This is a genomic window from Bacteroidota bacterium (assembly GCA_016715945.1).
Taxonomy (GTDB): domain Bacteria; phylum Bacteroidota; class Bacteroidia; order Bacteroidales; family F082; genus JALNZU01.
The window spans coordinates 2,445,486-2,470,303 of the sequence record JADJXJ010000001.1 but is presented as its reverse complement, the minus strand read 5'-3'; the positions used below and the strand labels follow the sequence as shown (position 1 = coordinate 2,470,303).

Sequence of the window (24,818 nt, the reverse complement as noted above, 5' to 3'; positions counted from 1 at the left end):
AAATTAAAATTCAACACATTATGAATAAGATCATTTCCAAAGGAATTGTTGTCATCATTCTTGCATTATTCACATTTACTGCCTGCAACAAAGACGACCAAAAGCCTTCGATCAAAAACCTGGAAATCGGTTACGACAACAGCGGGCAGGTAGTGGCAGGCGAGGAGCTGCACCTGGAAGCCGAGATTCTGGCCCCGGAAAAAATCGAACGCGTGGAGCTTGAAATCCACAAAGAGGGCGGACACAAAAGCCTGCGATTGGTGTTTGGGGCCGGCGAATGGCATCTTGAAAAGGTGTACGACAAGTTCAAAGGCCTGAAAGACACCGACTTTCATGAGCATGTGGATGTGCCAGCCGATGCCCCTGCCGGCGATTATCATCTGCACCTGAGCGTGATAGACCAAAAAGGCAACAAGGCTGAAGCCGAAGGTGAGCTCAGGGTGCTTTTACCCACACGATAAGAAATGCCCCATGCGCAGTACCGCAGTTATTATTTTACTCATATGGTTAATTGCTGGCTGCAACAAAGCCGAAGTGGATGACCAGAAACCGGTGATCGACTTCGGCTTTGAGGGGGCTTCGCCTTTGCCCTGCGACACTTTGCAGCTGGGCGATACGCTCCGGCTGCGGGTGCGAATGTCGGACAATGTGGAGCTGGGGTCGTTTCGTGTGGATATCCACCACAACTTCGACCACCACTCGCACAGCACCGAACCCATAAGTTGTGAGCTCGACCCGAAGAAGCCGGCCACCAACCCCTTTGCGTTTATTGGCGTGTTCGACATCCCGGCAGGCCGGCGCGAATACGAAGCTTTGGTGAACATTGCCCTGCCATTGCAAAACCAAAATGGCCCCCTGCAGGGTGGAGATTACCACTTTTTTATCAGCCTGACCGACAAAACCGGCTGGTCGTCGCGCAGTGGTTTCGGCCTCAAGCTTGTGCAACCATAAAAAAGGCCGCAGCCTCCTGCCCCGGAGACTGCGGCAACCAAACCAACACACAAACCAGGGAGGCTATTTTGCGGCCGCCTTGATTTTATCTTCCTTGCCCAGGCCTTCGCGCACCTCCACCACGATGCCATCCGAAAGCCCGGTCTTGATCGCACGTTTTTCAAAGTTTTGAGGGGTAGTTTCCACCTCAACAAAGGCGCTGTCGCCTTCAAATTTCACAAGTGCCTCATTCACAGCCAAAACGTTTTCTTTCTTTTCGAGCACAATGTCGGCATTGGCGCTGTATCCGGCCCGTATGAACTGTCCGGCGCGAGGCTCAACAGCGGCGCGGATCTCGAACTGTATGGCGCCGTTTTCCTCCACACCCTTGGGCGAGATGCGCTCGAGGCGGGCAGTAAATTTTTCGCTTTCAATGGCGCCAATGGTCAGAACCAGCTCCATGCCTTCGCGTATTTTTCCCACTTCCGATTCGTCCACCTTACCCACAAAAATCATCTCGTTCATGTCGGCTATGGTGGCAATGGTGGTGCCATCGTTGAAGGTGTTGCTTTCGATCACCGAGCGGCCTTTTTCGACCGGCACGGCCAGCACCATGCCATCGATGGTGCTGCGGATGAGCGTATTGGTGGCATTGCCGGCCTTGCGTGTGGCGCCTTCGCGGATCAGGGCGAGGTGGTCTTCGGCAGCTTCGAGCTCCTGCTCAGCCGTCCGGAAACTTACTTCATAGGTGTTGAATTCGGCTTCCGGGATCACCCCTTTGCGATACAACTCTTTATACCTGAGGTAGTTGCGGCGTGCTTCGTCGAGCTGTATGCCGGCCTTCTTGACCCTGGCCTCGGCATTGTTCAGGTTGATCATATCCGGAATAATGCGCACCCTGGCAATGAGCTGGTCTTTGCGCACCATGTCGCCCGGTTCGACAAAAACTTCTTCGATGATGCCCGACACCTTGGGCTTGATATCGATTTCGTGACGCGGCACCACCGAACCGGTGGCTACCGTTTTTCGGACTATGGTTGTTTCGAACGGACTTTCGGTGTTGTAAACCACGGGTTTGGCCTGCGATTTTTTGTAGAGATAGAGCAGGGTTCCGGCAAAAACACCCACCACAACGAGGGCGGCGGCAATTTTCAGAAAGGTTTTCATGGCTTTAGTTTTATTGATGATTGTTGATTTGATTTTATTCGTAACGCAAAGCGTCAATGGGTTTCATTGCCACGGCGCGGCGGGCGGGTATGAATCCGGCAAACACGCCCGAGACGATCAGGATGAGCAAGGCAGCAATGGCCACCTGAAAATCTACACCCGGGTTGAGAAACATTTGCTGACCGCCACCGGCCGGAATGCTTTTGCTTACCAGTTCGAGCAAAAACACGCTGAGCACAAGACCGGTATATCCGGCAACCGTGGTGAGCAGCACAGCCTCGCTGATGATCTGTGTGGTTACTTTGCGCGGCGTGGCACCTATGGCCCGCATGATGCCGATTTCTTTGGTGCGTTCCTTAACCACTACCAGCATGATGTTGCTGATGCCAATCACGCCGGCCAGCAGGGTGCCTGTACCCACAATCCACACCAGCACATTGATGCCCAGAAAAAGGTTGCTCATTTGTTTGAACTCTTTATCGAGGTTGAAGTAGCCGAAAGCGCGGGCGTCGTCGGGGGCCACCTTATGGCGCTGGCGCAGCAGTGTAAGTGCTTTTTCCTCCAGCACTGAGGCGTTTATGCCAGGCTTTGCCGTCATGGCATAAAAGCTCAGGCGGTCGCCATAGTTGAAGGCCTGCTGGGTGGTGCTGAAGGGGATATGGATGGTCTGGGTTTTGTCGCCTCCGAAGTTCATGTTGACGCTCAGGGGCTTAAACACACCAACTACCTGAAAATAAATACCTTTGATTTGAATATATTGTCCGATAGGGTCTTCGTCGGCGGCAAAAAGCAGTTCGCGCACCCGCTGCCCGATGACGGCCACTTTGCGTTTTTCGGCGATGTCGGTATGGTTGATAAACCTGCCGGCCAACATTTCCACCGGGTCTATCTCGTTCCATTCGGGATAGTCGCCAAAGATGCTGAAGGCCCCGGATTTCTGGCCGCGGTTCACATTGTTGTTGCCCGCTCCGCGCACATCGAGTCTTGGGGCCAGCTTTTCGAGCTCTTCGATGCCTTTGAGGGCTTCGGTGTCGGCATTGCGGAGCTGGATGCTGCGTCCGCGCTGCATGCCCTGGTATGGCACCGAGGTGCGTTGCCCCCAGATGAACACGCTGTTGGTGGCAAATTTTCCCATGCCGTTCATCACCCCGTTTTCGAGGCCACGGCCCGAACCTATCATGACGATCAGCATGAAAATCCCCCAGAACACCCCAAAGGCCGTGAGGGCAGTGCGCAGCTTGTTCTTGGCCAGACTGCTGCCTATTTCCTTCCATTTGTCAATGTCGAACATATGTGTGGTTTGTTTTGGGTTTATTCGTCTTTAAGGGCTTCGACGGGCTTGATGGAGGCGGCCCTGCGGGCTGGGATGAAACCGGCCAGTGTGCCGGCAAACACCAGCAAAAGTGTGGCGCTGATGGCCAGATTGAGGCTCACTTCGGGATTCTTGAAAAAAGGTGCGTTGATATTGGCCGAAAGCACTTCGAGTAAACCTACTCCGGCAACGAGTCCGATGTAGCCCGAAAAGGCCGTGATCAGAACCGACTCGAACAGCACCAGCGAAATCACGCTGGCAGGTGTGGCGCCTATGGCCTTGCGGATGCCAATCTCCTTGGTGCGGTCTTTCACCACAATCATCATGATGTTGCTCACGCCAACCACTCCGGCGATGATGGTACCTATCCCAATAATCCAGATGAACAGGCTGATCGATCGGAACAGCTTTTGCATCTGCTGATAGGGTTCGCTGCTGTTCCACGAACCCAGGGCGCGTTCGTCCTCGGGATCGAATTTCTGCCGGTTGGCAATGATGGTTTTGGCTTGTTTTTCGATGGCCTTGGCCTCTTCGAGGGTGGCATCGCCCACGGTGAGGGCAATCAGGTGGATGCGGTTGCCGCCCGAGAATACCTGCTGGGCTGTGGTGATGGGCAGATAGACCATATGCAGGTTCTCGCTGTTGTTGCGTACCACGTCGGTAAATATGCCCACCACCTTAAAAGGCACCCCGTTCACGGTGATGTATTTGCCCATGGCGGGTTCGTTTTTAAACAACTCGTCGCGCACCTTATAGCTGATCACGGCTACTTTGCGCTTTTCGTTCAGGTCGGGCAGGTTGATAAAACGACCTTCGAGCATCTCCACTTTTTCAATCAGCTGATAGTCAGGATGTACGGTTCGGACGTTGTAGGTGCCGGTTTCACTTTTATAGGATACCCGGTTGTTACCCTGAATATTAAACCGGGCCGAAATATTGTCGATGCCTTTCACGTTGCGCGCAATCTGATCACGGTCGTCGTTGGTCATCTGCATGTAGCGTCCGGGCTGCATTCCGGCAAAAGCTTTGCTGGTCTGGCCGCTCCAAATCCACACCGAATTGGTAGCAGAGCCTTCGAAGTCCGATTCCACACCTCTTTGCAGGCCTACCCCGGATCCTTGCAGGATAATGAGCATGAAAATGCCCCATGCCACCGAAAAGCCTGTGAGAAAGGTGCGCAGCTTGTTCTTTTTGATGGTGCTCAGGATTTCCTGCCATTTGTCGAGGTCGAACATTTTTTTGCCGGTTTTGGGTTAAACAGCACGTGCATAGACAGGAGCCACAGAGTGGTATCCGTTGCGCTCGTCGGTGTTGATGAGCCCGTCGCGCAGGCGGATGATGCGCTGCGTCTGTTGGGCGATGTCGTTTTCGTGGGTGACGATGATGATGGTCTTGCCCGTTTGGTTAATCTCGCGGAAAAGACCCATCACCTCGTTGGAGGTCACACTGTCGAGGGCGCCGGTAGGTTCGTCGGCCAGGATCACCTTCGGATTGGTGATGAGCGCGCGGGCAATGGCCAACCGCTGCTTTTGTCCGCCCGACAGCTCGCTCGGCAAATGGCCGGCCCAATCGCGCAAGCCTACCTTTTCGAGAAATTCCAGGGCCATCCTGTTTCGCTTGCGGCGGCTAACTCCGTGGTAATAGAGCGGCAGGGCCACGTTTTCCATGGCATTCTTGAAGCTGATCAGGTTAAACGACTGAAACACAAAGCCCAGCAACTGGTTGCGCAACTTCGCTGCCTTGGTTTCATTCAGCTTTTCGATGCGAAGTCCGTTGAGGTAGTATTCCCCTTTGTCGTGCACATCGAGTAGGCCGATGATGTTGAGCAGGGTGCTTTTGCCCGAACCCGACGAGCCCATGATGGACACCATTTCGCCTTCTTCCACGGTGAGGTCGATGCCTTTGAGCACATGCAGGCTGCTGTTGCCCATGGGATAGCTTTTGTGAATGTTCTGCAATTGAATCATGACAGCGTTTCGATTTTTTGTTGATCCTTAGAGAAATAATATCATGCCATAAATTGTAAAAAACTTAATATCAATAATATAGCGCCACACTACCTCAAAACATCAGCCCAGTTGTCTGTCCGTCCGGTGTGCGTAGGCGGCCGCAAGTGTTCGGCATCGGACGGGGAGCCGGGCATTCGGGAATGCTGAACAGCGACCCAGGGAACAGGCTTTCGCGGTTTTTATCGTTTCAAGTGCAACGAAAGATTGTTTGCGGTGGGTGGCATTGGGCTTGTTTCAACAGACTTCCCGATGGCATGCTCACTTGCATGGGGCATTCAACCGGAATGTTTATTTGCGACCGGCGATGCACTGCATCCTGCCAGGCTGCTCAGACCCCGGAAGGGGCCTCGCCCATGCAGGGCAACAGCGCCCATTTGCTTATCTTTGTGGCCCAACGAACAGACAACCCGACATGTCGCATCCGACAACACCCTTGCGTTTTGCCCTCATCGGTGCAGCGGGCTATATTGCACCCCGCCACATGAAGGCCATCCGCGACACAGGTAACACCCTGGTGGCTGCCCTCGATCCTTTCGATAGCGTGGGCATCATCGACAGCTACTTTCCTGATGCACAGTTTTTTATAGAGCCTGAACGTTTCGACAGGCACCTGGATAAACTCCGCCGCAAGGGCAGCGACAAGGTGGACTATGTGAGCATCTGTTCGCCCAACTACCTGCACGATGCACACATCCGCATGGCATTGCGTAACCAGGCCCATGCCATTTGCGAAAAACCTCTGGTACTCAATCCCTGGAACCTCGACGCCCTGGCCGAGATTGAACGCGAAACCGGCAAACGCATCTATACCATCCTTCAGCTCAGGCTGCATCCGGCTGTACAGGCCCTGCGCCGGCAGGTGCAGGACGCCCCGCCCGGAAAAGTGTTCAATGTGCAGCTCGAATACATCACCTCGCGCGGATGCTGGTACCAGTATTCATGGAAAGGAAACCTGGAAAAATCGGGCGGCATTGCCACCAACATCGGGGTGCACTTTTTCGATATGCTGAGCTGGATCTTCGGCGAGGTGAAAGAAAATGTGCTTGAGCAACATACCCACGACAGGGCTGCCGGCCGCCTCAGGCTCGAAAAGGCTGAAGTAAGCTGGTTTCTGAGCATCAATGCCGAAACCCTGCCCAACGAAGTGAAACAACAAGGCAAGACCACCTACCGTTCGCTCAGTATCGACGACCAGGAGTTTGAATTCAGCGAAGGTTTTACCGACCTGCACACCCAAAGCTACAAACAGATACTCGAAGGAGGCGGCTTCGGCCTGGATGATGCACGCCCTTCCATCAGCCTGGTGCACGACATCCGTGTGCAGGCAGCCCGACTCAGATAACAACCAACCCTTATGAAACAGATCACAAGCGAAACTTTCGAACAACTCATCCTCACTGCCATCCGTGCCGGAAAGGCCATCATGGAGGTGTATGCCACCAATTTCGATGTGGAAATTAAACCCGATCGCACCCCGCTTACCCTGGCCGATACGCGGGCCAACGAAATCATCCAGCAGTTTCTCAGCCAAACCGGGATACCTGTGGTGAGCGAAGAAGGCCGAACTGTTCCATGGCATATCCGCGAGACCTGGGATAAGTTCTGGCTGGTCGATCCGCTCGACGGCACCAAAGAGTTTGTACACCGCAACGGGGAATTCAGTGTCAACATCGCCCTCATCGAACAGCGGATACCTGTTATGGGTATCATCTATGCACCGGTGAACGATGTGCTTTACTGGACCGACGGCCAGGGGGCTTTTCGGCTGGATCATGCTGCAGGCCTGGTCGAAGCCAACGGAAAACTTACATCCTTGCGCAGGCAGGCCAGACAGCTGCCACTGCCGCGTCAGGACGAGGATTTTACCATCGTAGCCAGCCGCAGCCACCTCACTTCCGAAACTATGAACTACATCAACCGTGTGAAACGCGAACACTACAACATCCGCATCGTTTCGCGCGGCAGCTCGCTCAAGATGTGTATGGTGGCCGAAGGACAGGCCGATGTCTATCCCCGATTCGGACAGACCAGCGAATGGGACACCGCAGCCGGCCATGCCATCATCCTGGCTGCAGGAGGCAAAGTGGTGCTGGCCGACCAACCTGCACAACCTTTGCGCTACAACAAACCCGACCTTCAAAACCCATCCTTCCTGGCATTCCCTTACCAGCCTGAACCACAATCATAATGAGCATCCAATGATTGAAAATCTGAATTATTCGCTCAACAACCTGCGCGAGCTCGAAGCCGAATCCATCCACATTATCCGCGAGGTAGCAGCCTCATTCGAAAAGCCCGTCATGCTCTACTCCATTGGCAAAGACAGCTCGGTGATGGTGCGTCTGGCCGAGAAGGCTTTCTATCCGGGCAAGGTGCCCTTTCCGCTAATGCATATCGATACTACCTGGAAGTTTCGCGAGATGGTGGAGTTTCGCGACCGATATGCCGCCGAAAACGGCTGGGAGCTCATCGTCGAAATCAACGAAGAGGGCAGGGCAGCCGGCATCGGCCCGTTCACCCATGGCTCCAAGGTGCATACCGACGTGATGAAAACCCAGGCCCTGCTCAAAGCCCTCGACAAACACCGCTTCGATGCCGCCTTTGGCGGAGCACGCCGCGATGAGGAAAAAAGCCGGGCCAAAGAACGTATCTTCAGCTTCCGCGACCGCTTCCATCAATGGGACCCCAAAAACCAACGGCAGGAGCTGTGGGACATCTACAACACCAAAGTGCACAAAGGCGAGTCCATCAGGGTATTCCCCCTGAGCAACTGGACCGAACTTGACATCTGGCAATATATCCGCCTCGAAAACATCCCCATCGTACCGCTCTACTTTGCCAAAGAGCGCCCCATCGTGGAACACGAAGGCAACCTGATCATGGTGGACGACCACCGCATGCCCGCCGAAATTGCCCGCAAAGCCACCATGCGCAAAGTGCGCTTCCGCACCCTGGGATGCTATCCCCTTACCGGAGCCATCGAATCGGAGGCCGATACCATCGAAAAAATCGTCGAAGAAATGATGACCACCACCAAAAGCGAACGCACCACCCGCGTAATCGACTTCGACCAGGAAGGCAGCATGGAACAGAAAAAGAGGGAAGGGTATTTTTAGGTACTGGGTACTGGTTACTGGTTACTGGGTACTGGGTGCTGGGTACTGGGTGCTGGTTTGAAGGCAAAGGTAAATTCCATAAATTAGTTCTAAATGGCTGGATATAAGGATCTTGAGATATTCAGAATTTCGTTCGACCTGGCAGTGAGCGTGCATAAAATGAGTTTACAGTTGCCAGCCTATGAGAAATTTGAATTAGGCAGTCAAATCAGACGCTCATCGAAAAGTATTTATGCTCAGATTGCTGAAGGTTACGGACGAAGACGTTACAAGCAGGATTTTATTAAATTTCTGACGAACGCCCTTGCCTCCGGCGACGAGTGTATCAGCCATATTATGATGATAAATCAATTATATCCCGAGCAAACAGCGTGGGAGGATCTATTGGAATCTTATGAAATGCTCGGCAGGAAAATTAACAAGTATATTCAGTATGTTGAAAATGAGTGGAATAAATTTTAATAGGCTAAGTAGGTGAAATTATCTCTACATAAGCACAATACTGTTCGTTTAATTTATACTTCATATTCGATATGTATCAAGTAACCAAAACCTGGAACCCAGTTCCATAGAAAAATACGACATGTACCAAGCACCCAGAACCCAGAATCTAGTACCATTGAATAATACGACATTTACCAAGTAACCAGCACCTAGAACCTAGTACCATGCACTCCCGCTCCATTTCCTCCTTCCTTGATCAGGATCAGCAGAAAGACCTGCTGCGGTTTTTGACGGCCGGATCGGTTGACGACGGAAAATCGACCCTGATTGGCAAGCTGCTTTTCGACAGCAAAAAGATTTACGAAGACCAGCTCATGGCCCTGGAGCGCGACAGCAAGCGCATTGGCCATGCCGGCGACGAAACCGACTATGCCTTGCTGCTCGATGGTTTGCAGGCCGAGCGCGAACAGGGCATCACCATTGATGTGGCCTACCGTTACTTTTCGACCAACAAACGCAAGTTCATCATTGCCGATACGCCCGGCCATGAGCAATATACCCGCAATATGGTTACCGGGGCCAGCACGGCCAACCTGGCCATCATCCTGGTGGATGCGCGCAAAGGCGTGATTACACAAACCCGCCGGCATACTTTTCTTGTGTCGTTGCTGGGCATCCGCCATGTGGTGCTGGCTGTGAACAAGATGGACCTGGTGGACTACAGCGAGGAAGTTTTCGAAAAAATCTGCGACGACTACAAACGTTTTGTCACGCGGCTGTCGTTGCCCGACATCTATTTTATCCCCCTTTCGGCCCTGAAAGGCGACAATGTGGTCGAAAATTCCGACCGCATGCCCTGGTATAAAGGCAAGAGCCTGTTGCATTATCTCGAGACGGTGCATGTGAGCTCCGACCGCAATTTTGAAGACTTTCGTTTTCCGGTGCAGCTGGTCCTTCGTCCCGACCTGGGCTTCCGGGGTTTTGCCGGCAAGATGGCCTCAGGTATTGTGCGCCGTGGCGATCAGGTGATGGCCCTGCCCTCGCGCAAAACCTCTACCGTGACACGCATCATCGGGCCGGATGGCGACCTGGAGTATGCTTTTCCTCCCCAAAGCATCACACTTACCCTGGCCGACGAAATCGACATCTCGCGGGGCGAAATGCTGGTGCATCCCAACAACCAGCCCAGGGTGGAACGCCAGTTCGAAGCCATGCTGGTGTGGATGGACGAAAAACCGATGGACCCCTTCACCCAGTTTTTTATTAAACATGCCAACAATACCACCCGTGCGCACATCGACCAGATCCGCTACCGCGTGGATGTGAACACTTTGGAGCAGCACGAAACCAAAGCGCTGTCGCTCAACGAAATCGGCAGGGTGGTAATCACTGCGGCCAAGCCTTTGCTCTTTGATCCGTATCACCGCAACCGCAGCACGGGAGCCTTTATCCTCATCGACCCCATCACGCACAACACCTCGGCAGTGGGGATGATCATCGACAAGCTCAACCCGAGCGACCTGCCTTCGCGCCTGGTAGATCCCGAAGCCAAAAGGCTGATCGACCAGGGCCGCAGCCTCATCAGCCGGCAGGAACTCGAACAACGCTATCACCAGCGCGGTGCCACCATCTGGATCACCGGCCTGCACGGCAGCGGCAAAAATGTGCTGGCCTATTCGCTCGAAAAACATCTCTTCGATGCCGGAGCCACCGTGGTGATGGTGGACGGAAGCACAGCACGCTCGGGCCTGAACCGCGAGCTCGACTTCAGTCCGGCCGGACGTGCCGAGCAGATGCGACGGGTGGCCCACGTGTGCCGCATCCTCAACGACCAGGGCATCATCACTATCTGTTCGTTCATCTCGCCCCGCGAACAGGTGCGCGGCCAACTGGCCGAAATCATTGGCAAAGACCGATTCCACCTGATTTATATGGATGCGACACTGGATTATTGCCGCAACAACAAGCCCGAACTCTACGAACTGGCCGAAAAGGGTGAGCTCCGCTTTTTGCCTGGTGTGGACGAACCCTACGAAGTGCCGGTATCTCCGGCACTAAGTCTCATGCCCGAAAACATGTCAGAAAACATTGCACGGGTGATGGAATTTCTCGAAAAAAATCAGGTTTTCCCGTTGAGGTTGTAAGGTTGATGTGACTTGTTTTGTCAATCATCAAGCCCGTTGACGATGTTTTATACAACAAAATACAACATCTATCTTTGACGTTGACCTTTGATAAATGCGCAATAACAGGCAGTGTAAGATGCCCGGCGTGCAATGTTTGCCCAACGACGGTGGACGCTTTAATCAGATAAAGGCATTTGATTAGCTTTGTACGAAGCCATGGAGAAGGAATTTTCTATATCCCAATTCTCAAAACATCTGTTCTGGGATGTTGACCGAAATGCACTCAGCCTTGATGCGCATAAAGCATATATCATTAAGCAAATTTTAGAGTACGGTAAATTGGATGACTGGCAATTGCTGAAGAAATACTACGGACTTGACGAAATTTCCCGGGTTGCAATAACTTTTCGCGAGCTCGATCCAAAGGCGGTATCATTTATTTCTGCGCTAACGAATATTCCAATTACAGAATTCAGATGTTACACATTTCAACAATCGACTCCCAAACATTGGAACTTCTGATCTTGCTGATGCAAAAACCTTTGCTCAGTAATATGAGGCTTGTTGGTGGAACGGCGCTTGCCCTGCAGATTGGTCATCGAAAATCAGTTGACCTGGATTTTTTTGGAAGCATTAATTTCGATGATCTTGATACTGACGAATTGTTTTCGGAAGTTGAAAATATAACTGTTTTAAAAAGGTCAAAAAACATCAATATCTTTATCATCAACAACATCAAGGTTGATTTTGTCAATTATTCCTACAAATGGCTCGAAAACACGGTTCAGATCGGTCAAATCCGGCTTGCAGGCCTTCAGGATATCGCTGCAATGAAGATGGCAGCAATAACCGGCAGAGGGAGTATTAAAGATTTCATTGATATATACTATTTGCTGGATTATTTCTCATTATCCCGGATGCTTGATTTATACAATAAGAAATACCCCGACGGCTCAGTTTTTCTGGTGCTTAAAAGCCTCACATATTTTGATGACGCAGAAGCCGAACCTTTGCCTCATGTTTTCGGACAATTGAGCTGGAGTGATGTAAAAAGTAAAATTATTGCAGCTGTGAGAGCCTTTAATTCAAATGCGCATTAATAAAGTAATCTTGCACACTCAGGTAATATTCACATAACAGGCTTTGACGGCCTGAGGCTGGAGGAGCATTTAACCACGGTAATTATATACTGCTTCCTTTACTTTGTTATAGTCGTTTGGTAGCCGGATGGGGTTTTCTGGTTTTTTGAAAAACTCTGCCAGCCTTTCTGGAACTTCTGCCTCCATGCCGATGGCCTGTTTTACAGCATCAGGGAATTTAGCCGGGTGGGCCGTTTCGAGGAACACAAAAGCGGCTTCCGGAAATTTTTGAGCAAAGTGTCTGGCACCAAGGTATCCAATGGCGCCATGGGGGTCGGCCACATAACCATAGCGTTCGTAAAGCTCCCTCATACCGTCGAGGGTTTGACGGTCGGTGAATCCCATGCCACTGATGTGGTTTTTCATACGTTCCGGGCTGTTGCCGTAGAGGTGCAGCATGCGCTCGAAATTGCTCGGATTGCCCACATCCATGGCATTGCTCAGGGTGCTGGCCGATGGCCGCGGTTTGAATGCTCCGCTGAGCAGGTATTCCGGCACCACATCGTTGATGTTGGTTGCGGCCACAAAATGCGTAGCAGGCATGCCCATGCGGGCCGCCATCAGTCCGGCGGTGAGGTTGCCAAAATTGCCGCTCGGAACGCTGAATACCACCTGCTTTCCGCCCAGTTGAATGCCGGCAGCAGCATAATACACCATTTGTGGCAACAGCCGTGCAATGTTGATGCTGTTGGCCGAGGTGATCAGAAAATTGTTGTCGTTATGTTGCGAAAGCAGTTGCTTCACATGCCGCTGGCAATCGTCGAAGCTGCCTTCGATTTCGAGGGCAGTGATGTTGTGGCCCCAGGTGGTGAGTTGTTTTTGTTGCCCCGGGCTCACCCTGCCTCTTGGGTAGAGGATGAATACCCTGATGCCCGGAACTTTAAAGAAACCGGCAGCAACGGCGCTTCCGGTATCGCCCGAGGTGGCCACAACAACCCTTATCTCGCGGCCTTTTTGTTGAGCAATATGGCTCAGCACCCGCGCCATGAAACGCGCGCCAAAGTCTTTGAAGGCCAGGGTCGGGCCATGAAAAAGCTCGAGGCTGAAAAGCTTTTCGCCGAGCTGTACCAGCGGAAGAGGAAAACTGAAGACTTCCCCGCAAAGCAGTTTAAGCTCTTGTCTGCCAATGTGTTCGCTGACAAAAGGCCATAGCATCTCTGCAGCAAGTTCTGGCAGACCATCATAGTTTTTTGCGAAAGTCGGGCCGGCCGATGGTATGTTTTCCGGCAGGTACAGGCCTCCGTCGGGGGCAAGCCCGTGCAGTACTGCGGCATCAAAAGTTGCCGGGTGGAGGTGTTGGGTATCGCGCGTGGAGTAGTATTTCATCTCGATTCAATTATTCTGGCGCCATGCTGGTTGATTGCTGAGGTGTACCATTCGTTTCCTATGCCAGCCTGGCTGAGCATGGCACCTGTTTCGTGCCCGCAGGCTGCTGCCTGTGCCTCTGTTGCGAAAAAACCGAAAACCGTTGGTCCAGAGCCGGATATGCCGAAAGCCAGTGCGCCGCTGCTCAGGGCTTTGGCTTTCATGTCATCGAACAGGGGAATGCGTGGCGCTCGCACAGGTTCGGCCACCATGTCGGTCATGCTGCGTCCCATTAACCCCAGGTCGCCGGTGTAGCAGGCCGAAACAAAACCTGCAAGGTTGGCCCATTGGGCAACAGCAGTTTTCAAGGGGATGGCTTTTGGCATGGCCTCGCGGGCTTCGCGGGTGGGGATGTGCACATGTGGATGCACCACCATGCAATGTAAACCATCTGGAACAGGCAGCTGAACCACCTCGACAGGGTCGTAGGAGCGGATGAGCACAAGCCCGCCAAACAAGCAGGGCGCCACATTGTCGGCATGGGCGCTGCCGCAGGCCAGACGCTCGCCCTCCATGGCCAGAAGCAACAGCTCGTCCTTACTCATCTTGTTGCCTGTGAGTGCGTTTATGGCAACCAGCGCGGCAACGGCGCTGGCTGCACTCGAGCCCAGTCCGCTGTTGAGCGGCATGCCCTTGTGCAACCAAACTCTTGCTCCATAAGGAAGCTTTTGTTTGTCGAAAAACATGCGCACCACAGCAGTGGCAGTATTGCGTTCAGGCTCAGTGGGCAGCAGGCCGCCATCGCCGGTAATGCCGGCCAGTTCTACCTTTCCGCTGTTGTTGAGCTCCATCTCCACGGTGTCGCCGGGCGCATGCAAGGCAAAGCCAAGCACATCGAAACCGCAGTTGAGGTTAGAAACAGTGGCAGGTGCGAAAACAGCGATTTTTTGGTCGGACATGAAAAGTCTTTTTGAGGTTCAAAGGGAGGTAAATTATTCAAAAATTCCTGATTCAATGATTCAAAGATTCAAGGGGGGTGCGGGTTGCGAGTTGAGGGTTACGGGAAGAGAGTTCCGGGTTGCGGGGGCGAAAATTCAAAGATTCCTGATTCAATGATTCAAAGATTCGCGTTTTCGAAAAATATACATCAAAAATTTGCTAATAGTCACCCGTCACCCGTCACGCGTCACCCGTCACTATTTGTATCCTACTCTGAGGATATCGGCAAACACTCCGGCGGCAGTTACGCCGGCGCCTGCACCGGGACCTTTGACAACTAGGGGGTTGTGTCGGTAGCGCAGGGTGGTAAACGAGATAATGTTGTCGCTGCCCCCGAGGCTGAAGAACGGATGTTCGCGGCCAACCATCTGAAGTTTGATGGAGGCGTTTCCGTTTTCGATCAGGCCGATGTAGCGGAGTTTTTTGTCCTGCGAAGCAGCTTGTTCCAGCAGACGTGCAAAGTGGTCTTCGGCAGCTTCGAGCGCAAGGAAAAAATCTTCGACGGTTTCGGCTTTCACACAGGCTTCGGGCAGGAGCTGTTCGATGTGCACATCTTCGAGTTCGAGCTTGAGTCCGGTTTCACGGGCCAGGATGAGTATTTTCCGCCGGAAGTCGGTGCCGTTGAGGTCGTCGCGGGGGTCGGGTTCGGTAAAGCCTTTTTCACGGGCTTCGCGCACCACCGAGGCAAAGCTTCGGCCGGGCTGGTAGGTATTGAAGATAAAGGAGATGGTTCCCGAAAGAATGGCTTCGATACGCAGGAAACTGTCGCCACTGGCCAGCAGGTCGGTCATGGTTTTGATGATGGGCAGGCCTGCCCCCACATTGGTCTCGTAGAGGAAATCCACGCCCTGTTTGCGGGCTGTTTGCCGCAGCCTGTCGTACTGTTCCTGCCTGCCCGAGGCGCCCAGCTTGTTGCAGGCCACCACCGACACATTGTTGCGCAGCAGGCTTTCGTATTGTTGAGCTACTGCGGCGCTGCCGGTATTGTCCACCAAGATGCAATTGGGCAGGTTGAGTTGTACGATGCGCTCCACAAAGTGCTGCAGGTCAGCTTTTTGACCCTTTTCGGCCATTAGTTGCTGCCATTGCGAGGGGTCGAAACTGTTTTCTTCGGCCAGCAGCATCTGCCGGCTGTTGATCAGCCCCATCAGCCTGAGGTTGACATGGTGTTCCTGTTGCAGGTGTTTTTTGGTATCGGCAATCTGGCTCAGCAGCTCACGGCCGATGTTGCCTGTGCCGGCAAGGAAAAGGTTGAGGCTTTTGTATGGTGAGAGGAAGAGGGCATCGTGCACGGCATTCACTGCCTTGGGCAGGTCGGCTGCGCTGATGACCACCGAGATATTAAGTTCGGATGAGCCCTGGGCAATGGCCACCACATTGACCCCGCTTCGGCCCAGTGCCTGAAACAGTTTGCCGCTCAGGCCTCTGGTGCGGCGCATGTTTTCGCCCACCACGGCCAGGATGCTCAGGTTGTGTTCGGCGGTGGGGGGTTCAATTTTTTGTGTGGATATTTCCCAGGCGAAGGTTTTTTGAATGGCATCCAGAGCCGGGGCGGCATCTTCGGGAGCCACTGCAAAGCTGATGCTATGCTCCGAGCTGGCCTGGGTGATCAGTATTACGTTGACCCCTGCCTCGGCCAGTCCTCCGAACAGTCTGCCACCAAAACCACGTAAGCCTACCATACCACCGCCTTCCACATTGACCAGGCTCACCTTGTTGATCGACGAGATGCCTTTGATGATGCTGCCATTGCCGGCTGCTTCGGGCACGATGGCTGTGCCGGAATGGGCAGGATTGAAAGTGTTTTTGATGCGGATCGGGATGTTGCGGGCAATGGCAGGAATGATGGTGGGAGGATAGATCACCTTGGCGCCGAAATACGAAAGCTCCATGGCTTCCTTGTAGCTGAGTTCGTTCAGGGTGAACGCATTGCGCACCAGGCGCGGATCGGCCGTCATAAAACCATCCACATCGGTCCAGATCTCTATTTCTTCGGCTTGCAATGCAGCTCCGAAAATGGCCGCTGTCAGATCGGAGCCTCCACGTCCGATGGTGGTTGTTTGTCCCTGGGCGGTACTTCCTATAAAGCCGGTTACCACGGCAACGGCCGGAGCGGTATGACCGTACCACTGGCGGATATTGTCATAGGTAATCTGTTCGTTTACAGCAGCATGGCCATAACGATTGTCGGTGATTACCAGTTTGCGGCTGTCGGTAAACACTGCATTGATGCCGGCCTGTTGCAGAAAGGAGGTTACCAGACGGCACGAAAGCTGCTCACCAAAGCTCATCACCAGGTCGCGTGTGCGCATCGAAAGCTCGCCCACCGCTGCGATGCCCTGCAACAGGTTTTCGAGCCGCGCAAACAGACGGATCAGTTCGTTGCGCAGTTCGGTATCATCCGGACAAAGTTCACCGGCGGTGTCCATGTGCCTCCTCACCAGTTGCTGAAGGCCGGAGGCGTAGTTTTGCTGTGCACCTGCCGCCTCTGCCAGGCCGATAAGCTGGTTGGTCACGCCTCCCATAGCTGAGCATACCAGCAATGGCTGCACGCCTTCCGATATGCGTCCTCCGACAATTTCGGCCACCTTGCGTATTGCTCCGGCGGTGCCAACCGAAGTCCCGCCAAATTTTAAAACCTTCATAGATTGATAGTTACATTTTTCTCATCCACGCCGACGGCTTGTCCGTTGCACCTATACCGTCAAACAGTGCAAATAGCCAAGCGAAAGTCTCATTGGATGGCTGACAAATGTAGGAGTTTGGCTGAATATTGAAAAACCTGACTTCATATCCGAATGCCAGACCCGGCTACATCGGTTGCACGATGCAAGTCACCATGTCAATGCTTCCGTTGATGCCGATTTGGGATATTCTGGGTAATTTAGCCGCTTCTAAAGTACAAACGATGGAAAAAAGTGCACTCACCACCCTTGCTGAAAATCCGGACATGTTGCTCAAAATGTTGGTGGAGTTTGGTTTCAGGTTGTTTGGCGGTATCGTTGCTCTTGTCATAGGTTTTTGGTTGGTAGGCCGGTTGAAAGCCGGTTTGATGAAGATCATGGAGCGCAGGAATGTGGATGCATCGCTGCGTACTTTCCTGCGCAGCTTTCTGAGTATTGCGCTTAAAATACTGGTAATCATCACTGTGCTCGGAATGATCGGGGTGCAGATGACGAGTTTCATTGCCATGCTGGGTGCTGCCGGTCTGGCTGTGGGTCTGGCGCTGCAAGGCACGCTTCAAAATTTGGCCGGAGGGGTTATTATCCTTTTATTCAAGGTGTTCCGTGTTGGTGATGTGATTGAAAGCGGCAGTTACATCGGCACCGTTCGCGAAATCCAGATGATGTACACCTTGCTTACCACTTTTGATAACCGTGTGGTGACCATCCCGAACAGCGCCTTAGCCACCGGATCGCTCATCAACTACACCAAGATGCCTGAGCGCCGTGTGGACTGGGTATTCAGTATTGCCTACGGCGATTCGTATAAAAAGGCTGAGGCAGTGCTCAGAAATCTGATTGCCGGCGACCAACGTATCCTTGCCGAGCCTGAGCCTTTTGTGGCGCTTCATCAGCTCAACAACAGTTCGGTGGATATCGTGGTGCGCGTGTGGACCAAACAGGAGGATTACTGGCCCGTATTTTTCGACATGAACCGCAAGGTGTACGAAACCTTTGCTGCCGAAGGGCTTACCATACCTTTCCCGCAAATGGATGTGCATCTGCGCACGGCAACAAGTTGATGGTAAACACTTTGCAATAAAGTCTGTCGCTTTCTGACTGCTATTCCGGCAAGGCTTTGTTTGGTTAATTTTGCGCCATGATTATCATTCGCAACACCATCCTTTCCGACGATTTTCTGAACGCCCGGTTTGTGTGCGACCTGCCCCGCTGCAAAGGCGAGTGCTGTGTGGGCGGCGATGCCGGTGCTCCGCTCGAAGAAGAGGAAATCAGCATTCTGGAAGATGAAATTGAGAATATTCTGCCATTTATGACCGAGGCAGGCAGGGAGGTGGTCAGCCAGCAGGGGGTGTTCGATTACGACGAAGCGGGCAATTTCGTTACTCCGCTGGTGGATGGCAAAGAGTGCGCTTTTGCCGGTTTTTATCCCAACGGGGTGAGTTACTGCACAATCGAAAGGGCGTGGAGCCAGGGGAAGACAGGTTTTCGCAAGCCGGTGAGTTGTCACCTGTATCCGGTGAGGCTGGCGGTCAAGGGCGGTTTTACGCATGTCAACTACCACCAGTGGAGCATATGCAACCCTGCCCGTAAGCTTGGTAACCGCACCGGAACACCGCTCTACAAATTTCTTAAAGAGGCCCTCATCCGCAAGTTTGGCCAGGAGTGGTATGCACAGCTCGAAAGAGAAATGCAGCAAAGCAAATGAAAAAATCCGGCCTTGTAGCCGGACTTTCTTTTACTTGTTTTTCAGGATGTCGCGAATTTCGGTCAGCAGCAGCTCTTCTTTGCTCGGTGCCGGGGGTGCTGGTGGAGCGGCTGGTTCTTCGGCCTTTTTGCGTGCCAGGTTGTTCACTCCTTTGATAAGCAGGAAAATGGCAAAAGCCACAATGGTGAAGTCGATCACCGTGTTCAGAAACAACCCGATGTTCATGGTAACAGCCGGAGTGGTTACCTCGCTGCCATTCATCACCGCTTCCTTCAGGGTTAGTTTAATGTCGCTGAAATCAACCCCACCTACCAGCAGCCCGATGGGAGGCATGATGACGTCGGCCACAAACGAGGAAACAATCTTCCCGAAGGCGCCACCGATGATGATACCCACAGCCATATCGAGCACATTGCCGCGCATGGCAAAGGTTTTAAATTCGGAAATGAAGCCCATAGTTTTTGGTTTTTGGTGAATAAATCAGGCGCAAGTTATAACAATTGGCGCCCCGAAGTCAAAATTTCGGAGCAAAGGATGATTTTTGGCCAGGAAATCCGCATTTGGGGCTTGACCACTTATGTCTGGCGTTTTCAACCGGCCGGATTGAGCATGAGTGTGAAGGTGCTGCCTTTTCCGGGTCGGCTTTCTACCAGCAGGTATCCCTTGTTTTTCTCGGCCAGTTCCTTGCACAGCAACAGCCCAATGCCGGTGCCTGTTTCGTTCTGTGTACCCCTTTTAGTGGGGTGGGTTTCAGGCTTGAACATGTTTTTCTGGTCGTCGGCCGGGATGCCCACCCCGAAATCCCGTACCCGTAACAACACATATGCATTGTCCAGCTCCGATTCCAGCACAACCTCACCTTCTGCGTGGCTGAACTTAATGGCATTGGAGATGAGGTTCCTTACAATCACAGCCAGCGATTGCGCATCGGCCATCACATAATGCCCTTGGTCCACCTGATTGGTGATTTTAATCAGTTTTTTATTGATGTGCTGGTGCAAAAATTCCAGTTCCTGAGCCACAATATGAGCAAGCGATACTTTAGCTGGTTCGAGTTGCATTTTTCCGCTCTGCATACGCGACCAGTGCAGCAGGTTTTCAAGCAGGGCAAAAGTGTTTTTCGACACCCTCAGGATGGCTGAGGCATATTCTTTCAGGGCCTCATTGCCGTTTTCGGCGGCCATTTCCTCTATCACCTCGCTCAGACCGATGATGTTGTTGAAGGGGCTGCGCAGGTCGTGGCTAATAATCGAAAACAAGCGGTCTTTGGCCGCATTGAGTTGCGACAGGCGCTGCTCACTTTGTATCAGGCGTTGCTCAGCCAGGTATTTTTCGGTGATGTTGCGGCCGTAGAACGAAATGCCCGTCACACGGTTGTCGATCACAATGGGCATTACCGATTGCTCAATGTATGCCACATCATTGTCCAGCGGAACGGAATCGATAAACACAAAGCGTTCGCCTTTGAGTCCGCGCCTGTAGCGCTCTTCCCATACCGGACGGATCTGCTGGGGCAAGGTGTTGAGGATGTGCATGCCCTCACTGAGCTCCACATGAAAGGCACGAAAGTAGGCTTTGCGAAAAGCCTCGTTGACATAGGTGATGCGGAAGTCGGTATCCACCGACCAGATGCTGTCGAGTGAGTTTTCGAGCACAACACGCATATTGGCCTCGGCAGCAGTGAGTTTATTAAGTTGAGACTGACGCGTCAGTTCGTTGGAAACCACATACGAAGCCAGTTTGAGCAACTGAAGCTCGCTTTCTGTGAATTCACGGTTTTGGGTGAACACCATGCAGATTGTTGCGCCCGGGTGATTCTCAGCCGACAAGGCTATGCCGAGGTACGTCTGTAGGTTATACTGCTGCACATTGGGGTCGGTGCTGGCATAGGCCGTTTGTTGCAGCTGCTGTATTGCCACCGGATCGGCCCTGCGCTCACGGATCACATCGGTGCAAATGTGACCATCGGCCTTGTCCACTTCCTGATAGCCTGCGGGTGCGTTCCATGATGCTTTGGTAATCAGATTGCTGCCCACTTTCACATTAAACAGGCAGGCATCGGCGCCGTAAATCTCACCCAGCAGCGCCAGTATTTTTTCGATGTTTTGCCTGTCATCGTTGCCAAAGGTGGAGGCAGTCCGGGTAAGCTCCGCCAAATGTGCTTCGTGCGTTTTTTGCGTGGTGATGTCCTGAAAGCGGTAAAGCTGAAACTTTTGACCAGCCAGGTTTTCGTCCAGCAGGTTTGTCCGCACCTAATAATAACGTTGTTGATATTCCAGCTGGGTTTCGTCGGTCAATTGTTTCAGCTGTTCAAAGTGGCTCTTGTTTTCGTTAGTTTCTTCCAGCGCTTTTAATAGCTGTTGTCCGGAGGCATTGGTATAAGTCACATGTTTCCGGGCCACATCGACCACAACAAGGGGATCGGGCAGGTTGTCGAACAGGCTGTTGAGCACCAGTGGTCGGAGTTCGAAGTCCGAAAGGTTTTTGTAAAACGCGAACATCGTCAAACCAATGACCGTGAACCCGAAGGGAGTGAGGTCGAGGAAGCCATAGGGTCTGATATTCAGAATCCAGAAGAGACTGAGGATATATGGCAATGTGGCGGCAAAAAGAAAAACAACAGCCTTGTTGCGGTTGATGCCTGTGCTCAGCGCAAGGGCGCGGACCAGCAACATCAGTCCGGCAGCAACCAAAAGATGTGAATAGACAATATGAACAAACAAAAAGACCGGGCCAGGATCGAATTGTGTGTAGCTGTAACCATTCGTTTCGACAATACGGGCGCCGGTATAAAAAAGGTGATGCAAAGGATTGGAGATCAGCATCAGCCAATTGAATGCCGGCACCACAAAAAGCCAGCCCAGGCGGTAGGGTTTGAGGAACCGATATCCTGTGAGGCGAACCACAAAAAGCAGCCAGAATACCGGAACAGTCATCACCGCCGGAAATTCCATCACAAAGAGCAGATGCAGGTAACGTTCGGATTCTGCCGACAGCTCCATGCCGTAAAATACCGACCACCATGCGGCGGCTATCATCAGCCACCAAACCGACTCTGCCAAAGGCTCCTGCTTGCGCCGGTCAAAATACAGAGCTATGAGCAGCAAAGCCAACCCATTGACCACCAAAGCTGTTCCCGGGATGTTGATATGCATGTGGCAATGATTGGTTTGTTTCGTGACTTCATCAACACGTCAAATTTATGGCACTGTGGTTTTAAAATCAATAGTCCCATATAATATTTGAACAGAAGATGTTTGCGCGAAAAATACGGACAATATATCCGCAATGGGGCAGGCATTTTTGATGTAAAAAGCGATAATGACTAAATCGTTTTAGTACTTTTACCTTGCCAAAACCGCTGCACAATGACGTTAAAAATCAGCCTTTTCCTGTGGGTTTTATTGATAGCCATGAACATGCAGGCCCAACAGCAGGGCAATGTAGTGGAATACTTTGGCAAGGAACGTGTCGAAACCACGGATGAAGGTCATGTTTTGCACCGTTTTCACCAGGGGTTGATGTTGAATGGCGCCATCCGGCCGGGTATGTTGATGGGCAATCAGGATGTGGTGCTCTGGCTAATGGCCACAGGGCAACGGAAGCAGCCGGCAGCAGGTGAGGAATTGATAGCCGGTTTTCCGCAAAGGCAGGACACCTTGCGCTGGGAAGCTGTCCGGGCCGACAGCAACCACCTCTTTACCGGCATGCAGCGCGGCTGGCTTTATGCCGAGTTCGAAAGCGCGGAGCGACAGATCGTATTGCTCGAGGCAACGGGGCATACCATGGCCTTAATAAACGGACTGCCCTACGAAGGGGATCATTACGATTACGGCTACACCCTGCACCCCGTGGAACTCAAGCAGGGCATCAACACATTTTTGTTTTCGTATGGCAGGTTTCAGCGGCTCAAGGCGGCTTTGGTGATTCCTTCGCAACCCGTGATGCTGCTCAGGCGCGACATGACCTTGCCAACGGTGCTCAAGGGTGCGCATATGCCCTTGCATGCGGCTATCCGGGTACTCAATGCAACCCGAGATGAGCTATCGGGGCTCAAAATGAAAGTAATGCTGGCCAGTGGCGAGGAGCTGGTTTCACCGCTTTTGCACGTGCCTGCCATGAGCCAGCGGAAATTGCCTTTTCTGGTGCCTGCACCCCTGCAGCTGCCGGAGATTGACAAAGTGGAGGCCAGGCTGCAGCTTCTGGATGCACATAACCAAATGTTGCATCAAATAGACGTAATGCTCAAGGTGCAGGATGCCCGCACCTACCACGAACGCACTTTTGTCAGCCAGATTGATGGCAGCGTGCAGTATTTCAGCGTGTTGCCTTCGTTGTCCGATTCCGCAGCTCAGCCCCTGGTGCTTTCGTTGCATGGGGCTTCGGTAGAGGCCACCAACCAGATCAGGGCTTATAAGCCCAAGTCGTGGGCACATATAGTGGCGCCAACCAACCGCCGTCCTTTTGGGTTCAACTGGGAAGACTGGGGCCGGCTCGACGCGTTCGAGGTTCTTGATCAGGCCCGCAGGCTCTGGCAAACCGACAGCCTGCGCACCTATGTGACCGGCCACAGCATGGGCGGACATGGCACCTGGGTTATGGGTGGCACCTATCCGGGCATGTTTGCTGCCATGGCGCCTGCGGCCGGTTATCCCGACATCATCGCTTACCGCCGCACAGGTTCGGACACCGCATTTTTCGATCACCCTCATTATCAGATGCTTTACCGCTCGGCCCTGCACGCACGCATGACCGCCTTTACAGAAAACTATGTGCAAACCCCGCTCTATGTGCTCCATGGCGATGCCGACGAAGTGGTGCCGGTAACACAGGCCCGCAGCATGCGCGACATCCTGGCGCCCCTGCACAGGCACATGGCCTACTACGAACACCCGGGAGGAACGCACTGGTATGGAGACGAAAGCATGGACTGGCCACCCCTGTTCGAGTTTTTGCGGAGGCACAAAATGAAACCCGTTTCGGAACGCGATACGCTGGTATTACTCACAGCCAATATTGGCGTCAATGCCACCAACGCCTGGCTGACCATCGGGCAGCAGCAGCAAAACGGAATGATGAGCCGCGCAGAGGCCATACGCTCGCCCAAAAGCCTTGAAATAAAAACTGCCAATGTACGCCGGCTCGCATTGTCCGACGAGGCCTTCGGCACCCTGCAGGTGAAACAGGTCACCATTGATGGCCAAAAAGTTTCCACCGGAACAAAATATTTCTATTTTGACGGAAAACGCTGGAAACCAACGGATAACATTCCGGAAAACGAAAAGCATCCCGGGCGAAACGGGGGATTCAAGACGGCTTTCGAAAAGCGTTTTGTGCTGGTTTACGGCACTGGCGGCTCGGAGGAGATGCAGGAGTGGAACCGCCGCAGGGCCTTGTTCGATGCCGAAACCTTTCTTTACCGTGCGAATGGCGCACCGGAAGTGCTGGCCGACACCCTTTTCGATGAAAAGCAGTTTGCCGGCCGCAACATCATCCTGTATGGCAATGCCGAAACCAACCGTGCATGGAACAAGCTGCTCAGCGATGCTCCGTTGCAGGCCGGTGAGGGGTATGTGCAGGTGGGGCGCCAAAGGTTTGAGGGCGACGACCTTGGTTTCTATGCAGTATTTCCGCTGAAAGGAACTAATGACAACCTGATAGGCATAGTGGGAGGCAGTGGTTTGACTGGTCTGAAGGCTGCCGTGCAAAACCACTATTTCTCAGGCATCACAGCCTTTCCCGACCTGATGATTTTCAAAGCCGGCTGGCTGCTCAACGGCCTGGAAGACATGCGGATGAGCGGTTTTTTTGGTCCCGATTGGGGAGTGGACTCCGGCAGCTGGACACTGTCGAAGCCCTGACTCCGTTTCGGGGATAAGTGG

22 protein-coding genes are annotated in these 24,818 nt (G+C 52.8%); 12 read left to right on the top strand and 10 right to left on the bottom strand.

All coding sequences use genetic code 11. The annotated features are described in order from the left end of the window. The first annotated feature begins 20 nt into the window (after positions 1 to 20). A complete protein-coding gene (locus tag IPM52_09690; GenBank protein MBK9291883.1) occupies positions 21 to 461 on the top strand; it encodes a DUF4625 domain-containing protein in 441 nt (146 codons plus the stop codon). Between the two features lie 10 nt (positions 462 to 471). Beyond that, positions 472 to 951 carry a DUF4625 domain-containing protein gene (locus IPM52_09685; protein MBK9291882.1) on the top strand — a complete coding sequence of 160 codons (480 nt, stop codon included), beginning with the start codon at positions 472 to 474 and terminating at the stop codon, positions 949 to 951. Between the two features lie 63 nt (positions 952 to 1,014). Here the strand turns inward: IPM52_09685 and IPM52_09680 are convergent, their stop codons facing one another. The 4 genes from IPM52_09680 to IPM52_09665 are packed head-to-tail and all read right to left on the bottom strand — an operon-like array spanning position 1,015 to position 5,376. Further along, positions 1,015 to 2,097 (bottom strand): efflux RND transporter periplasmic adaptor subunit, encoded by a 1,083-nt coding sequence (locus tag IPM52_09680; protein MBK9291881.1) that lies wholly within the window; start codon positions 2,095 to 2,097, stop codon positions 1,015 to 1,017. Positions 2,098 to 2,131: 34 nt separating this feature from the next. Further along, entirely contained in the window at positions 2,132 to 3,388 is a 1,257-nt protein-coding gene (locus IPM52_09675) for an ABC transporter permease (GenBank protein ID MBK9291880.1), read from the bottom strand. 20 nt (positions 3,389 to 3,408) lie between these two features. Beyond that, entirely contained in the window at positions 3,409 to 4,644 is a 1,236-nt protein-coding gene (locus tag IPM52_09670) for an ABC transporter permease (GenBank protein MBK9291879.1), read from the bottom strand. A gap of 18 nt (positions 4,645 to 4,662) precedes the next feature. Continuing rightward, on the bottom strand, positions 4,663 to 5,376 hold the full coding sequence (locus IPM52_09665) for an ABC transporter ATP-binding protein (protein ID MBK9291878.1): 714 nt from the start codon (positions 5,374 to 5,376) through the stop codon (positions 4,663 to 4,665). Between the two features lie 454 nt (positions 5,377 to 5,830). Between IPM52_09665 and IPM52_09660 the strand changes: the two genes are divergently transcribed. The 7 genes from IPM52_09660 (at position 5,831) to IPM52_09630 (ending at position 12,204) form a co-directional block, all read left to right on the top strand. Then, positions 5,831 to 6,760 carry a Gfo/Idh/MocA family oxidoreductase gene (locus IPM52_09660; protein MBK9291877.1) on the top strand — a complete coding sequence of 310 codons (930 nt, stop codon included), beginning with the start codon at positions 5,831 to 5,833 and terminating at the stop codon, positions 6,758 to 6,760. Positions 6,761 to 6,772: 12 nt separating this feature from the next. Then, positions 6,773 to 7,606, top strand: coding sequence for a 3'(2'),5'-bisphosphate nucleotidase CysQ (gene cysQ, locus IPM52_09655; protein ID MBK9291876.1), 834 nt, complete (start codon positions 6,773 to 6,775; stop codon positions 7,604 to 7,606). A 10-nt stretch (positions 7,607 to 7,616) separates the two neighbouring features. Continuing rightward, the gene (gene cysD, locus IPM52_09650; GenBank protein MBK9291875.1) at positions 7,617 to 8,534 is read left to right on the top strand and encodes a sulfate adenylyltransferase subunit CysD; all 918 of its coding nucleotides are present in this window, start codon (positions 7,617 to 7,619) and stop codon (positions 8,532 to 8,534) included. A gap of 93 nt (positions 8,535 to 8,627) precedes the next feature. Further along, entirely contained in the window at positions 8,628 to 8,996 is a 369-nt protein-coding gene (locus IPM52_09645) for a four helix bundle protein (protein ID MBK9291874.1), read from the top strand. Positions 8,997 to 9,202: 206 nt separating this feature from the next. Next, positions 9,203 to 11,122 (top strand): sulfate adenylyltransferase subunit CysN, encoded by a 1,920-nt coding sequence (cysN, locus tag IPM52_09640; GenBank protein ID MBK9291873.1) that lies wholly within the window; start codon positions 9,203 to 9,205, stop codon positions 11,120 to 11,122. Positions 11,123 to 11,320: 198 nt separating this feature from the next. Continuing rightward, the gene (locus IPM52_09635; protein ID MBK9291872.1) at positions 11,321 to 11,626 is read left to right on the top strand and encodes a hypothetical protein; all 306 of its coding nucleotides are present in this window, start codon (positions 11,321 to 11,323) and stop codon (positions 11,624 to 11,626) included. After that, positions 11,581 to 12,204, top strand: a complete 624-nt coding sequence (locus IPM52_09630) for a nucleotidyl transferase AbiEii/AbiGii toxin family protein (GenBank protein MBK9291871.1) — start codon at positions 11,581 to 11,583, stop codon at positions 12,202 to 12,204. Before IPM52_09635 ends, IPM52_09630 begins: the two co-directional genes overlap by 46 nt. Positions 12,205 to 12,273: 69 nt before the next feature. Here the strand turns inward: IPM52_09630 and thrC are convergent, their stop codons facing one another. The 3 genes from thrC to thrA all read right to left on the bottom strand — a co-directional run bounded on the left by thrC (position 12,274) and on the right by thrA (position 17,192). Beyond that, entirely contained in the window at positions 12,274 to 13,569 is a 1,296-nt protein-coding gene (gene thrC, locus IPM52_09625) for a threonine synthase (GenBank protein ID MBK9291870.1), read from the bottom strand. Next, positions 13,566 to 14,507 carry a homoserine kinase gene (locus tag IPM52_09620; GenBank protein ID MBK9291869.1) on the bottom strand — a complete coding sequence of 314 codons (942 nt, stop codon included), beginning with the start codon at positions 14,505 to 14,507 and terminating at the stop codon, positions 13,566 to 13,568. Before IPM52_09620 ends, thrC begins: the two co-directional genes overlap by 4 nt. A gap of 237 nt (positions 14,508 to 14,744) precedes the next feature. Next, positions 14,745 to 17,192, bottom strand: a complete 2,448-nt coding sequence (gene thrA, locus IPM52_09615; protein MBK9291868.1) for a bifunctional aspartate kinase/homoserine dehydrogenase I — start codon at positions 17,190 to 17,192, stop codon at positions 14,745 to 14,747. Between the two features lie 263 nt (positions 17,193 to 17,455). Here thrA and IPM52_09610 point away from each other — a divergent pair, with 263 nt between their 5' ends. Both IPM52_09610 and IPM52_09605 read left to right on the top strand, forming a co-directional pair. Beyond that, entirely contained in the window at positions 17,456 to 18,292 is an 837-nt protein-coding gene (locus tag IPM52_09610; protein ID MBK9291867.1) for a mechanosensitive ion channel, read from the top strand. 77 nt (positions 18,293 to 18,369) lie between these two features. Continuing rightward, positions 18,370 to 18,936 carry a DUF3109 family protein gene (locus IPM52_09605; protein MBK9291866.1) on the top strand — a complete coding sequence of 189 codons (567 nt, stop codon included), beginning with the start codon at positions 18,370 to 18,372 and terminating at the stop codon, positions 18,934 to 18,936. 30 nt (positions 18,937 to 18,966) lie between these two features. Here IPM52_09605 and mscL read toward each other — a convergent pair whose 3' ends face one another. From mscL to IPM52_09590, 3 genes are all read right to left on the bottom strand, one after another. Next, the gene (mscL, locus tag IPM52_09600) at positions 18,967 to 19,392 is read right to left on the bottom strand and encodes a large-conductance mechanosensitive channel protein MscL (protein ID MBK9291865.1); all 426 of its coding nucleotides are present in this window, start codon (positions 19,390 to 19,392) and stop codon (positions 18,967 to 18,969) included. Between the two features lie 134 nt (positions 19,393 to 19,526). Beyond that, positions 19,527 to 21,188, bottom strand: a complete 1,662-nt coding sequence (locus IPM52_09595) for a GAF domain-containing sensor histidine kinase (GenBank protein ID MBK9291864.1) — start codon at positions 21,186 to 21,188, stop codon at positions 19,527 to 19,529. Further along, positions 21,189 to 22,091, bottom strand: coding sequence for a hypothetical protein (locus IPM52_09590; GenBank protein ID MBK9291863.1), 903 nt, complete (start codon positions 22,089 to 22,091; stop codon positions 21,189 to 21,191). It lies immediately after the preceding gene. Between the two features lie 213 nt (positions 22,092 to 22,304). Between IPM52_09590 and IPM52_09585 the strand changes: the two genes are divergently transcribed. Beyond that, positions 22,305 to 24,797: a prolyl oligopeptidase family serine peptidase gene (locus IPM52_09585; GenBank protein MBK9291862.1), complete on the top strand. Its 2,493-nt coding sequence runs from the start codon at positions 22,305 to 22,307 to the stop codon at positions 24,795 to 24,797. Positions 24,798 to 24,818 lie beyond the last annotated feature (21 nt).